Source organism: Herbaspirillum sp. Her4, from assembly GCF_057961335.1.
Genome location: NZ_CM176330.1, coordinates 4,910,133 through 4,923,072 on the forward strand (window position 1 = coordinate 4,910,133; position 12,940 = coordinate 4,923,072).

Here is a 12,940-nt window from a genome sequence, read left to right on the forward strand (position 1 = left end):
AAGTTAATCGGGTATCAAAATATAATCCGGCTCAAATCCAACGCAATCGGAGATAGACATCGATTTTGATGGTGGATTGAATGTTTCAGCCCAATACGATAAGTTGTGATGGACTAGGTGTTCCCTGTATGCTGAAACTTTCCGTATCAAGAACTGGGAGTCAACCTCATATGTTTTCCGCGAAGTTAAAATCCGCCGGGCATTTCTTGTGCTTCTGTGCACTGTTCTCGATACTCGGATCGAATTCATATGCTCAGCAGCCACCAGCTCCTCCCAAAGACAACGGTAAGAGTCTCGACAACCGTCCTCCCGGCGGGTATGACCCACGAAAAGAGGATGAAATTCGCCTTAAAAGACAAGTCGAACTACAAGAAAAGCTGAAACTGACGACGAAGCAAAAGGCGGCATGGCTTATCTTTATCCAATCATATAAACCAGATGCCGCTCGCCCGGAGGCACCTGTCAGTAATCTTGCAGCAATTGAACGCACTGAGCGCGAGCTTGCTATCTCCAAGAGACATCTAACTGATTTAGAAAGAAAGCTCTCTTCTCTTCGAAAACTTTACGGAATGTTCTCTGCTGAACAGAAACTCCTTTTCGATCAACAGTTTCCGGCAATAGACGACCAGTTCTCGGGCGGAAAATTTGGCCCGCCACCACCGCCATAAAAACTCTTTACTAAGCGGGGAATCTTCGAACGAGATTCCCGCTTAGTCAGATAGGCCGTTATCAACCCATCATTGCGTGCCTTCCCACGCGCGATCCGGCAACATGGGTTGCATGACGCCCGACCTCTCCGAACTCGTTCGCACCATCCCCAATTTGATCCGCACCGGCAAAATTGCCGAGATCAACGCGGACAAGGTGCGCGTGCGCTTGTCACCCTCCCTGCTCACCACCTGGCTGCAGTGGATCGCGCTGCGTGCTGGTGATGTCATCGATTGGTGCCCGCCATCCATCGGCGAGCAAGTCATCGTCCTCTCGCCCAATGGCGATCTGACCCAAGGTAAAGTGCTGGCCGGCCTGTTCTCGGCCGAATCGCCCGCGCCGCAAACCTCCCTCAACATCCGCGCCATCCACTACCCGGATGGTGCCGTGGTGCTCTACGATTTCAGCAAGCACTCACTGTCGGCCATCCTGCCGGCTGGTAGCTCAGCCCTGGTAAAAGCCGATGCGGTGACCGCCGACGCGCCACAAACCACCTGCACCGGCAATGTGACCATCAAGGGCAATCTGGTGGTGGAAGGCTTCAGCGCATTGAACAATGGCGCCAAGGTCCAGGGCGGTGACAGTGGCGCCGCAATGGTCATCGATGGCGAGGTGAACGCGACCGGCGATGTGAAGGCCGGCAATATCAGCCTGCGCAATCACCCGCACGGCGAGATCAAGCGCGGCGATGAGAAGTCGGGAGCGCCGCTGCCATGATCGCCATGAATGCATCCACCGGCAGCAGCCTATCGCTGCTGGATCACATCCGGCAATCCGTGCGCGATATCCTCATGACGCCGCTGGGCACCCGCATCTACCGCCGTGCCTATGGATCGGAAATCCCCGAGCTGATCGACCAGCCCCTGAATGGCGTGACCATCATGCGCATCTATGCGGCCGTGGCCTATCGCCTGACGCTGTGGGAGCCGCGCATTTCTCTTTCGTCGGTGAACCTCAACCGGGACGCCAGCGGCGCAGTCTCCGTGGTCCTGCAGGGCGTGACCAATGGCACCGCTGTTGAATTCTCCGTGCAGGTCCGTGAAGGGACGACGCAATGAGCTCGCCCATCGACCTGTCCCTGCTGCCGGCACCGCAAGTGCTGGAAACCCTGGACTTCGAAACCATCCTGGCCAGTCGCAAGGCGGCCGTGCTGACGCTGCTGCCGGAAGACGAGCGCGAGGCCGCTGCCAATGTGCTGTCCCTGGAGTCTGAACCGGCCACCAAGCTGCTGCAGGAGAACGCCTATCAAGAGCTGTTGCTGCGCAACCGCGTCAACGATGCCGCCAAGGCAGTCATGTTGTCGTTTGCCATCGGAGCAGATCTCGACCAGATCGGCGCCAATACCAACGTCAAACGCCTGGTATTGGTCGAGGCTGATCCGGACGCCTCGCCACCGGTAGCCGAGGTAATGGAAGGCGACGATGCGTACCGCCTGCGCATTCAGGAAGCGCCTGACGCGCTCTCGACGGCCGGCCCGCGCAATGCCTATGAATTCCATGCGCGCAGTGCTGACGGCCGCGTGCTGGACGCGCGCGCCGTCAGCCCGGCACCGTGCGAAGTCGTGGTGGCCGTCTTGGCGAACTCGGATGACTGGCAGGCGACGGCTGACCTGCTGCAAACCGTCGATGCCGCACTATCGGCCGAGGATGTCCGGCCCCTGGGCGATCTGGTCTCGGTAGTACAGGGCCAGGTCACGGATTACGAGCTGGAAGCGGTGGTGTACGTCGAGAAAGGTCCAGAGGCGCCCATCGCTCTGAACGCCGCCCGGTCGAACGCGGCCGCCATCTCCAAGCCGCTGCGCCCGCTCGGCTATAGCGTCTATCGCAATGCCTACGTGGCTGCGCTGAAGGTCGAAGGCGTGCGCAATGTCGTCGTGAAATCGCCAGCGGAGGACATCCTGTGCGGGCGCACGCAGGCGGCACGCTGCACCGGCATCAGGATCACCGCCGAGGTGCTGGAAGAGGTGGACGATGTATAACCCGGTCCCGACCCTGCCGCCCAATACCACGCCCTTGGAGCGTGCGCTCGCGCGTGCGTGCGCCGCCCTGGCCGACACACCGGTGCCGCTTCGTCTGCTGTGGGATCCCGACCGTTGCCCGGCGGAGTTGCTGCCCTTCCTGGCCTGGTCCTTTTCGGTGGATCGCTGGGACGATACCTGGCCCGAGGCCATCAAGCGCGGTACGATCAAGGCCGCCCGCTATATCCACCAGCACAAGGGCACCATCGCTGCCGTGCGCGGCGTGGTCGAGTCCCTGGGCTACATCATCAAGATCAGTGAATGGTGGCAAACCGAACCGCGCGGCCCGCGCGGAACCTTCGCTCTTGAGGTCGGCGTTCTTGATTCGGGTATCACCGATGAAATGTTCCTCGAAATGGAACGCCTCATTGACGACGCCAAGCCGCTATCCCGCCATCTGACCGGGCTGCATATCCACCTGGAGACCCGTGGACAGATCAACGTGGGCGCATACGCGCAGTTTGGCGAGGCCGTCACGGTCTATCCCTGGTCCCCTGACAGCATCGAGACCGCCGGCGGGCCATTCATCGGCTGCGCCACCCACATTATTGAAATCATGAGCATCTACCCATGAGCACCTATTTTTCTATTCCGACCGAGATCGGCGAGGCCCGAATCGCCAATGCCCTGGCGCTGGGCATTCCACTGAAGCTCACGCACATGGCTGTGGGCGACGGTAACGGCGTCGTGCCGGCGCCGGATCGCAAGCAGACCGCGCTTGTCAAAGAGCAGCGCCGCGCCCCGATCAATACCCTCGACAAAGATCCGAAAAATCCCAGCCAGATCATCATCGAGCAGGTGTTGCCGGCCGACGTCGGCGGCTGGTGGGTGCGCGAAATCGGCATCTTCGATGATGCCGGCAACCTGTGCGCGGTGGCGAACTGCCCGCCCAGCTATAAGCCGCTGTTGGCCGATGGTGCCGGCAAAGATCAGGTGGTACGCGTCGTCCTACTGGTGGCAAGCACTGCCGCTGTTGAGTTGAAGATTGATCCTGCTGTGGTCCTGGCGACGCGCAAGTACGCTGACGACGCAGTGACCGCGCATGAGCAAAAGGCCGATCCTCATCCGCAATACGTGGTGACGCGTGAGAAGGTGGTAACGCTGCTGGGCGCGGCAGCAGAAGCCAATCAAGGCATCGTCAAGCTGGCAACGACTGATGAAGCCGAGGCCGGCACCGACGACACCAAGACCATGACCCCGCTGAAGGTATTCAAGGCCATTGCGAAGAAGCTGGTGCAGGCGACCGAGGCGGTGATGGGCGCGGCCAAGATCGCGACGCAAGCACAGGTCACGGCCGGCACAGATGACGCCACTATCGTCACGCCCAAGAAGCTGCGCGCTGGCTTTTCTTCCTATTACAGCGTGGCTGGAGGCTATTTCATGTTTCCGACCTGGCTCGGTGGTCTCATTCTGCAATGGGGGACGGGATACGTCTCGTCCACCGCCGGCGCCGCCACGGGATGGGCGTTTCCAATCGCTTTTCCGACTTCGCTCCTCACGCTCATGATTTCGAACTCGAACGGCTATTCGACTGGCGTCGTCTCAGTCAATTCGTCGTCCCTCACCGGCTTTAATGCCTTCTCCAGTAGCGCCAATACGAACATGACCTGGTTCGCCATCGGTCGATAGGAGCCCACATGAAATATTTCTCCCAAACGTCAGGTTTTCTCGACTCGCGCATTCACGGTGCGATCCCTAGCGATGCAGTTGAGGTCACGGACGAAGAATATGCACACCTTCTGAGCGGACAAGCAGAAGGCAAGGCCATCACGATCAATGCCGCCGGGCGAGCCGAACTGACCGAGAACAATGCCGCGCCTGTCCGCCGCCTGCTCATTCTCGCGGAGCTGGACAAGATCGACGCGGCCAGTTTGCGCCCGCTTCGCGCGCTCTACGCCGGTACTGGGACGGACGCTGACAAGGCCCGCGTGGCGGAACTTGAGGCAGCTGCGTCCGCCCTCCGCGACGAGCTGCAGAGCCTGAACTGAGGCAGTCACATTCCACCCTATTTTTCTGAGGAGTAAGCCACCATGGCAGCCGATTACCACCACGGCGTGCGTGTCATCGAAATCAACGAGGGAACACGCCCCATCCGCACCGTTTCTACCGCCGTCATCGGCGTGATCGTCACCGCCGACGATGCCGATGCAGACGCTTTCCCGCTGGACACGGCCGTCTTGATTACCAATGTTGTCGCGGCCCAAGCCAAGGCCGGCAAGCGCGGCACCATGCGCCGCGTGCTGGAAGCCATTGCGGCACAAGCTAAACCCCTGGTGGTGCTGGTGCGCGTGGCCGAAGGCGACGACGAAGCCGAGCAAACCAGCCTGGTCATTGGCGGCGTCTCGGCGGAGGGCCGCTATACCGGTTCCAAGGCTCTCTTGGCGGCGCAAGCCAAGCTCGGCATCAAGCCGCGCATCCTGGGTGCGCCGGGACTGGATACAAAGGCGGTCACCAATGCACTGGCCTCCCTGGCGCAGACCCTGCGCGCGTTCGTCTACGCATCGTGCTGGAACTGCGCCACGGTGGTCGCCGCCACGGCTTACCGTGCAGAGTTTGGCCAGCGTGAGGTGATGCTGATCTGGCCGGAATTCGTCTCGTGGGACACCACCTCGAACGCGGATGTGAGTATCTCGGCCGTGGCCTATGCGCTGGGTCTGCGCGCCAAGATCGATGAGCAGACCGGCTGGCACAAAACCCTCTCCAACGTGGTGGTGAACGGCCCGACCGGCATCAGCCGGGACGTGTTCTGGGATTTGCAGGACCCGGCCACCGATGCGGGCGTGCTCAATGCCAAGGAAGTCACTACCCTCATCAACATGAGCGGCTATCGCTTCTGGGGCTCGCGCACCTGCGAAATCCAGGGCGGTTACTTCCCGTTCGAGAACTACACCCGCACCGCGCAGGTGCTGGCCGACACCATTGCCGAAGCGCACATGGTCTTTGCGGACCTGCCGATGACGCCCTCGCTCGTCAAGGATCTGGTGGCCAGCATCAATGCCAAGTTCCGATCCCTGAAGGCCAGCGGCTACCTCATCGACGGTGAAGCCTGGTTTGATGAACAGTTCAACGACAAGGACACCTTGAAGGCCGGCAAGCTGACCATCGACTACGGCTACACGCCCGTGCCACCGTTGGAGAACCTGCTGTTCCAGCAGCGCATTACCGACCAATACCTGGCCGACTTCGCCGCGCGCGTCGCCGCCTAATGGGTAGCCGGCCGGCACGCCCGGCCGTCTCCCGTCCTCACATCATAGGAGCAAGACATGGGCATGCCCCACAAACTGAAGGATTTCAATCTGTTCGAGAACGGCATCAGCTTTGCCGGCATGGCCACGGAGGTGACCTTGCCGAAGCTGTCGCGCAAGATGGAGGAATACCGCGCGGGCGGCATGTCCGGTCCGGTCTCGGTGGACCTGGGCCAAGAAGCCATCCAACTGGAGTGGACCGCCGGCGGCCTGGTCAAAGAAGCACTGAAGCAATACGCGGCCAAGTCCCATGGCGCCGTGCAACTGCGCTTCGCAGGCGCATACCAGAACGACGATGACGGCTCCGTGCAGGCGGTGGAAATCACCGTGCGCGGTCGCTATAAAGAAGTGGATATGGGCAATGCCAAGGTGGGCGACGACACCTCGCACAAGTTCAGCATGCCCCTGAGCGCCTACAAGCTCACCATCGACAACGAAGTGATGTTCGATTTCGATTTCATGAACGGCATCGAGATCGTCGGCGGCGAAGATCGCCGCGCCGACATCCGCAAGGCCATCGGCCTGTAATGGCCAGGCGGCATCTCGCCGCCTGTCTCTCCCAATTCCCAATCTGACAAGGAAACATCATGACCACCGCAACCGCCCCCAAAATCGAAACCGTTGTTGTCGAGCTGGACGAACCGCTGACGCGCGGCAATACCCAAATCAGCGAACTGACCCTGCGCCGGCCCAAGTCCGGTGCCCTGCGCGGCGTCAGCCTGATGGATCTCATGAACATGAACGTGAGCGCCCTGCAGGTGGTGTTGCCGCGCATCAGTGAGCCGACCCTGACGCAGTTCGACGTCGCCGCCATGGATCCGGCCGACCTGATCAAGTGCGGCATGGAGGTCTCTGTTTTTTTGGCACCGAAGGCGGACCGCGCCTTGGTCTCCCAATCGAAGTAGAAGACGCCATGGCCGACATCGCGACGGTATTCCACTGGCCACCGGCCGCGATGGAGGACTTGGAACTGGCAGACCTCATGAAGTGGCGCGAGCGCGCCCGAGTAAGAAGCGGGGCGGAGTAAATGGCAAATGAACTGAAAATGCAGGTGGTGTTCTCCATGATGGAGAAAATCACCGCCCCGCTGAAGAAGATTGCCGGCGGTGCCCGAGACACCGGTAAGGCACTGAAGGACACCAGCGACCGCCTGCGCGAGCTGAACAAGCAACAAAGCGACCTCAACGGCCTGCGCGACCTGCACCAGGGCATGCGCAAGACAAATGCCGAGCTGGCCACCGCGCAGCAGCGTGTGACCGAGCTGGCAGCCCGAATGAAGGGTGTAGAGAACCCGACCCGCGCCATGACGCGTGAATTCAATGCTGCCGTGCGCAGCGTCAAATCCCTGCAGGAAGCCAGCGAGCGGCAAGGCACGCAGTATCGTGCGCTGCGCGAGCGCTTGGCCGATGCGGGTGTTGGTTCGCGCCAGCTTGCCAACGCGCAGACCTGGCTCAAGAACAGCATTGCCGCCACCAATACCGAACTGGCCGCCCAGCAAAAGAAGCTGGCTGCCAGCAATCGTCAGCAGCAGGTCATGGCCAGCGCGCGCCAGCGCGCCGACAAGCTGCGCAGCACGGCGGGCGGCCTGGCGGCCGCCGGCGTAGGCGCCACGGCCAGCGGCGCCGCCATGGGCGCCCCTGTGCTGGCCGGCCTGAAAGAGGCGAAACACTACGAAACCGAGAACGGCCGTGTGCGTGCGCTCGGCCTGGGGCCGGCGGCCACGGCCGAGGCGATCAAGTTCGCGCGCGACATGAAAACCTACGGCACCAGCCAGCTCGACAACCTGCAATTGCTGCGCGACGGCATCACGGCCTTTGGTGACACGCACCACGCCGAAATGGTCGCGCCGATGATGGCCAAGATGAAATTCGGCAATCACGCCTTCTATGGGGAAGCCGAAGGCGCCGAGAACGAGCGCAAGTTCATGGACATGCTCAAGGTCATCGAAATGCGCAACGGCACCAAGGACATTGGTACGTTCTCCAAGCAGGCCAATATGGTGCAGCAGGTGCTGACTGCCACGGGCGGCCGGGTCGGTCCGGGCGAGTGGTTGAACCTGATCAAGACCGGCGGTATCGCGGCCAAGGGCATCAAGGATGAAGCCTTCTATTACCAGCTCGAATCCCTGGTGCAGGAAATGGGCGGCAACCGGGTCGGCACCTCGATGATGAGCGCTTACCAAAACCTGTACCAGGGCCGCACCACCAAGCGTTCCATTGCCATGCTGTCGGACCTGGGCCTGATCGGCGATCAATCCAAGGTCAAGCATGACAAGGCCGGCCAGGTCTCGTTCCTCAATCCTGGCGCTATCAAGGGCGCGGATCTGTTCCGCGAGAATCAATTCGAATGGATGGAGAAAGTGCTCCTGCCGCAATTGGCCAGCAAGGGCATCACGGACGAAAAGGGAATTCTCGACGCCATCGGCGGGATCTTCTCGAACCGCACGGCCGCGCAGCTCTTTTCCACGATGTACCAGCAGCGCACGCAGATCCACAAGAACGAGAAATTGAACCGGGGCGCCGCCAATATCGACGAGCTCGACAAGCTCGGGCGGGACACGGCCAGCGGCAAGGAACTGGAAGCCCTGTCCAAGGTAGCGGACTTGAAACTGGAGCTGGGCACCAAGATTCTGCCGCTCTACGCCTCTGGCCTGCAGATGGCCGCCAATGCCGTCCAGGCGCTGACCGGCTTCATGGAGCGCAATCCAGCCACGGCCAAGGCCATGATTGTGGCCTTCAGTGCCATCGCCGCCATCATGGTGGTGATGGGGCCGCTGATGCTCGCCCTGGCCTCGATCATCGGTCCCTATGCCATGTTGCACGTCCTGTTCGCCAAGATCGGGCTGCAGGGGAATTTGCTCATGCCGATCCTGCGCGGCGTCGGCACGGTCTTCATGTGGCTGGGGCGGATCTTCCTGATGAATCCCATTGGCCTGGCCGTGACCGCCATCGCTGCCGCTGCCTATCTGCTGTACCGCAATTGGGAACCCATTGCCGGCTTCTTCGGCAACCTGTGGCAGCAGGTACGCGGCGCCTTCGCGGGCGGCTTGGCCGGCGTGGGCGCGCTGATCTTGAATTGGTCCCCGGTGGGCCTGTTCTACCAGGCGTTTGCTGGCGTACTGAGCTGGTTCGGGGTTGAGCTGCCGGCTAAATTTACCGAGTTTGGCGCCATGATCCTGCGCGGCCTGGTCAATGGCATCACCAGCGGCATCGGCGCCGTCAAGGATGCGGTGCTGGGCGCCGGGGCCAGTGTCATTGGCTGGTTCAAGGAAAAGCTCGACATCCATAGCCCGAGCCGGGTCTTTGCCGAGCTGGGCGACTACACCATGCAAGGCCTGGCCGTGGGCTTGAATCGTGGTCAGGACGGGCCGCTGTCTACGGTCAGCAGCCTGGCGGGCAAGCTGGCCAGCGCTGGCGCGGCCGTGGCCATTGGCGCGGGCAGCGTGCCGGCGATGGCCTTCGATAGCCGGCCACCGATCAGCGGCGGCGCTGCGCAACCGGTCGTCTATCAGGGCGACACGGTGCAAATCATCATCCAGCCGACCCCCGGCATGGATGAGCAAACCATCGCCCGCGCGGTGGCCGCCGAGCTGGACCGTCGCGACCGCATGAAGGCGTCGCGCCAGCGCTCGAACCTTGCAGATTGGGATTAAGGAAAAACGTCATGATGATGGTCTTGGGAATGTTCGTCTTCAGCCTGCCCACGCTGGCCTATCAAGAGCTGCAGCGGCAGACGCAATGGAAGTTCGCCAGCAATGCGCGCGTGGGCCGGCGCGACGCGGTGCAGTTCACCGGCAAGGGGGATGACACCATTACCTTGTCGGGCTGGATCGCACCGGAGCTGACCGGCAGCGCCTTCTCGCTGGATGCCCTGCGCCTAATGGCCGATACCGGTAAGAGCTGGTTCTTGATCCAGGGAACCGGGCGTATCTATGGCTCCTACGTCATCGAGAGCATGGACGAGGGGCGCACGGTGCTGGATGGCGACGGCGATGCCAAGCGCATCGAATTCACCATCAAGTTGAAACGCACTGACGATAGCGTGCTGTCGTCGCTGGGCCTGGGCGATATCTCGGATCTGCGCAACATGGTCGACATCGACGGCATCACCAACAGCATCGCCGACAAGGCACGCGATGTCGTCGGGAGCGCCATCGGCGGCGTCAAGTCCACGGTCGGCAGCATCGTCGGTGCGTTCGGCGGAGCTGGCAAATGACCACCACCGCACCCGCCTTCCGCATCGTCATCGAGGATAAGGATATCAGCCGCCCCGTTTCGGGCAGACTCATGAGCATCACCTTGCGCGAGTGTCGGGGTGATGAAGCCGATCAACTGGACATCGAGCTGGACGATTCAGACGGCAAGCTGAAGATACCGCCCAAGGGCGCCAAGCTGAATTTTGCGCTTGGCTGGCTGGGGGCGCCGCTGGTCGACAAGGGCGCGTTCGTGGTCTCTGAAATAGAGCACAGTGGTGCGCCGGATCGGCTCACCATCCGTGCCAGGTCGGCCAGCATGATCGATGCCTTTCGGCAGCAGCGAGACCGCAGTTTCCATGAAACTACGCTCGGTGCTGTGGTGGACGCCATCGCCACCGGCAATGGCCTGGCGTCGGGTATTTCGGGCGGGTTGCGCGGCATCGCCATCAAGCACCTGGATCAGACGCATGAAAGCGATTCCGCGCTACTGCGCCGCCTGGGCAAGAAATATGATGCCGTCGCCACAGTGAAAAATGACACGCTGCTGTTCATGCCGATCAATGAAAGCCGTACGGCCAGCGGCAAGCCTTTACCGGTGGTGAAGGTGGTGCGTGCGCTGGGGGACCAGCATCGATATCACAGCTCAGAATCGGACGCCTACAGCGGCGTGCGCGCGTTCTGGATGGATGAGAAGTATGGGCGGCGGCGTAGTGTCGTCGCTGGCCAAGCCGGTAACAGCAAGCGCCTGCGCACCACCTTTGCTAATGAGGCCGATGCGCGCACTGCAGCTGTCGCCGAGTGGCAGCGCATTGAACGTGGGCTTGCGACCTTCGAAATGCAGTTGGCGCTTGGTGATGCCAGCATCATGCCGCAGTCGCCCGTGGTGGTATCCGGATTTAAGGCAGACATTGACGCCACGGAATGGCTATCGAAGACCGTCACTCATTCCATCAGCGGCAGCGGTTTTACCACGCGCATTGAGTTCGAGACCAAATCTGAGGAAGCCGATACAGAGCGCGAGCTTGATCACGATCCGGAGGAAGGCATCACCGGAGTGAAGGCAGATTGGCATGACAAAGCAAAGAAGAAAAACAACAAGGGCACCGAGCTGGCAGGCAAGGCCGACAACGCTAAGACGCTGAAACGGACCTATGCCACCAAGCAAAGTGCCAACCGTGCTGCAGCCCTGGAGTGGGCAAAAATCAAAGAGGTCCGCGAGATCATCGCAGAGAACAATCAAGATTGATCAGCACCGGATGAGATTTCCGCTGCTGATTGCACTCACTTAGCAAGTGACCAGGCGATTGAGCGGCCGTCTGTCGCAGCGATGCATTGGCTTAGCAATCCATCGGCTGCCTTGATTATGCTGCCAGCCGAATACGGCTTGCCGTCATAGATGCAATGGGCATTGGCATCCATTGCATCATTAGGCGCAGGCATCTGATACAGCAGCCACGCACACGATGCGGCGAGGAGAAGAACTAATGTCGCCAGCGCAAATATCACTCGCAGCGAGCGAGAGAACCATGCATCTTTTTCCTTGCAGGCAGCACATCCGATCGAAGCTTGAACTGGCTCAGTCGAAAGCGGGATAGTTTCCTGAGCAGATGCAGCAGGAACAGCAGATGCAGCAGGGACAGCAGGGACAGCAGGGACAGCAGGAACGATACTGGATTTGGCCACGCCTGCAGCAATCCATTCTTCCAATGTTTTCTTAACTGTCATGTAGTGCTCGATGGGCAGTTCGCGAAAATATCTGATTCCAAAATCAGTGATGAAAATCTTATAGATTTCAATCTCTTCATCACCGCATATCGCTGCCCACTCCTTGACCAGCACATTGATTCTTTTACGTTGGTACTCGGTAATTCGTTGCGCTTCCTTTTTGAGATCGCTTAAGTTCAAATTAACCACGTTCTTGAATCGTGGTGCCTCATGAAAGCTACCCCCGATAAATTGCCCAATATCGCCTGATGCCTCTATTTTTTCTGACATTGAAAACCTAATTAAAACACTTGGTGGTTTACTCACAACTGTGCACCAAATCGGAATAAATTAGCGCTGCTCCCCAGCTTGCGCCAAAATCGAAATCAGTCCATAGATGTCGACGTTCCTCACTTCTTCTTTACGATCTTCTTCCTCATAACTGGACCGTGCAACGTTCCATGGAAATCACCATTGATTTGCTGACCGACTTTTCCATGGACAGTTACTTGTGGGCGATTGCTTGATTCCGATTTTGGAGCCGCATTTGCCTGCTCAAGAACCATTGTTCGAATTATCTCCCCCACGGATAAGCCGCTCTCACGCGACATGATTTCTAGTTGAGCTTGTTCATCATCGGTAAGATCAAGTGACATTTTGTGGACGTTTGGCGCAAGGCTCATAGCTAACGCCATTACCGCCGAAAAACTCTCGTCACTGAGTTGCCTGGCTACGGTCAAGAGATCTCGTTCCTTGACGTTTAGTTGATCTTCCTTCGTCAAGCCTGAGAAGAGAAATTGGATATCGACACCGGCTGCGCCAATGGCTGCCAAATAATCAGAGTCGGGGACGCGGAGGCCGCTTTCATAGTTCACCTGAGTGTCTCTTGATACCCCGCCGATCTGAGCGAACTTATCTTGGTTAAGACCAAGACGCTTTCGCTCTTCTTTTAGACGTGTTTTGAAGTCTGACATTTATCAACTTTTTGTTTGACATGTGGATTTATGTCCACTATATTCACGTCATTGCTAAGTGACGTATACAAATTTTACCCTATGTCTACACATGCCA

At 59.6% G+C, this 12,940-nt stretch carries 16 protein-coding genes; 14 read left to right on the forward strand and 2 right to left on the reverse strand.

The genetic code is table 11. From position 1 onward, the window contains the following. Window positions 1–128: 128 nt before the first annotated feature. From ACWFUC_RS22210 to ACWFUC_RS22275, 14 genes are all read left to right on the forward strand, one after another. Window positions 129–668, forward strand: a complete 540-nt coding sequence (locus ACWFUC_RS22210) for a hypothetical protein (protein ID WP_489637347.1) — start codon at window positions 129–131, stop codon at window positions 666–668. A gap of 112 nt (window positions 669–780) precedes the next feature. Further along, window positions 781–1,425 (forward strand): phage baseplate assembly protein V, encoded by a 645-nt coding sequence (locus tag ACWFUC_RS22215; RefSeq protein WP_489637348.1) that lies wholly within the window; start codon window positions 781–783, stop codon window positions 1,423–1,425. Then, window positions 1,422–1,766: a GPW/gp25 family protein gene (locus ACWFUC_RS22220; RefSeq protein WP_489637349.1), complete on the forward strand. Its 345-nt coding sequence runs from the start codon at window positions 1,422–1,424 to the stop codon at window positions 1,764–1,766. The genes ACWFUC_RS22215 and ACWFUC_RS22220 overlap by 4 nt, the downstream gene beginning before the upstream one ends. Further along, the gene (locus tag ACWFUC_RS22225; RefSeq protein ID WP_489637350.1) at window positions 1,763–2,686 is read left to right on the forward strand and encodes a baseplate assembly protein; all 924 of its coding nucleotides are present in this window, start codon (window positions 1,763–1,765) and stop codon (window positions 2,684–2,686) included. The genes ACWFUC_RS22220 and ACWFUC_RS22225 overlap by 4 nt, the downstream gene beginning before the upstream one ends. Then, window positions 2,679–3,299 carry a phage tail protein I gene (locus ACWFUC_RS22230; RefSeq protein WP_489637351.1) on the forward strand — a complete coding sequence of 207 codons (621 nt, stop codon included), beginning with the start codon at window positions 2,679–2,681 and terminating at the stop codon, window positions 3,297–3,299. The genes ACWFUC_RS22225 and ACWFUC_RS22230 overlap by 8 nt, the downstream gene beginning before the upstream one ends. Continuing rightward, complete coding sequence (locus ACWFUC_RS22235) at window positions 3,296–4,354, forward strand: phage tail protein (protein WP_489637352.1); 1,059 nt, start codon at window positions 3,296–3,298, stop codon at window positions 4,352–4,354. Before ACWFUC_RS22230 ends, ACWFUC_RS22235 begins: the two co-directional genes overlap by 4 nt. Before the next feature lie 8 nt (window positions 4,355–4,362). Next, complete coding sequence (locus ACWFUC_RS22240; RefSeq protein WP_489637353.1) at window positions 4,363–4,713, forward strand: hypothetical protein; 351 nt, start codon at window positions 4,363–4,365, stop codon at window positions 4,711–4,713. 42 nt (window positions 4,714–4,755) lie between these two features. Beyond that, window positions 4,756–5,931 (forward strand): phage tail sheath protein, encoded by a 1,176-nt coding sequence (locus tag ACWFUC_RS22245; protein ID WP_489637354.1) that lies wholly within the window; start codon window positions 4,756–4,758, stop codon window positions 5,929–5,931. A 57-nt stretch (window positions 5,932–5,988) separates the two neighbouring features. Beyond that, entirely contained in the window at window positions 5,989–6,498 is a 510-nt protein-coding gene (locus ACWFUC_RS22250; protein ID WP_112076923.1) for a phage major tail tube protein, read from the forward strand. A gap of 59 nt (window positions 6,499–6,557) precedes the next feature. Next, window positions 6,558–6,875: a phage tail assembly protein gene (locus tag ACWFUC_RS22255; RefSeq protein ID WP_489637355.1), complete on the forward strand. Its 318-nt coding sequence runs from the start codon at window positions 6,558–6,560 to the stop codon at window positions 6,873–6,875. An 8-nt stretch (window positions 6,876–6,883) separates the two neighbouring features. Then, window positions 6,884–6,997, forward strand: a complete 114-nt coding sequence (locus ACWFUC_RS22260) for a GpE family phage tail protein (protein WP_121043124.1) — start codon at window positions 6,884–6,886, stop codon at window positions 6,995–6,997. Further along, entirely contained in the window at window positions 6,998–9,622 is a 2,625-nt protein-coding gene (locus tag ACWFUC_RS22265; RefSeq protein WP_489637356.1) for a phage tail tape measure protein, read from the forward strand. It begins immediately after the preceding gene. Between the two features lie 11 nt (window positions 9,623–9,633). Next, window positions 9,634–10,185, forward strand: a complete 552-nt coding sequence (locus tag ACWFUC_RS22270; RefSeq protein WP_489637357.1) for a phage tail protein — start codon at window positions 9,634–9,636, stop codon at window positions 10,183–10,185. After that, entirely contained in the window at window positions 10,182–11,411 is a 1,230-nt protein-coding gene (locus ACWFUC_RS22275; RefSeq protein ID WP_489637358.1) for a contractile injection system protein, VgrG/Pvc8 family, read from the forward strand. The genes ACWFUC_RS22270 and ACWFUC_RS22275 overlap by 4 nt, the downstream gene beginning before the upstream one ends. 35 nt (window positions 11,412–11,446) lie before the next feature. On the opposite strand, the gene ACWFUC_RS22280 is transcribed toward ACWFUC_RS22275, so the two are convergent. Together ACWFUC_RS22280 and ACWFUC_RS22285 are read right to left on the reverse strand one after the other, a co-directional pair. Beyond that, a complete protein-coding gene (locus tag ACWFUC_RS22280; RefSeq protein WP_489637359.1) occupies window positions 11,447–12,196 on the reverse strand; it encodes a hypothetical protein in 750 nt (249 codons plus the stop codon). A gap of 83 nt (window positions 12,197–12,279) precedes the next feature. Next, entirely contained in the window at window positions 12,280–12,843 is a 564-nt protein-coding gene (locus tag ACWFUC_RS22285) for a helix-turn-helix domain-containing protein (RefSeq protein ID WP_171940834.1), read from the reverse strand. Window positions 12,844–12,940: the final 97 nt, after the last annotated feature.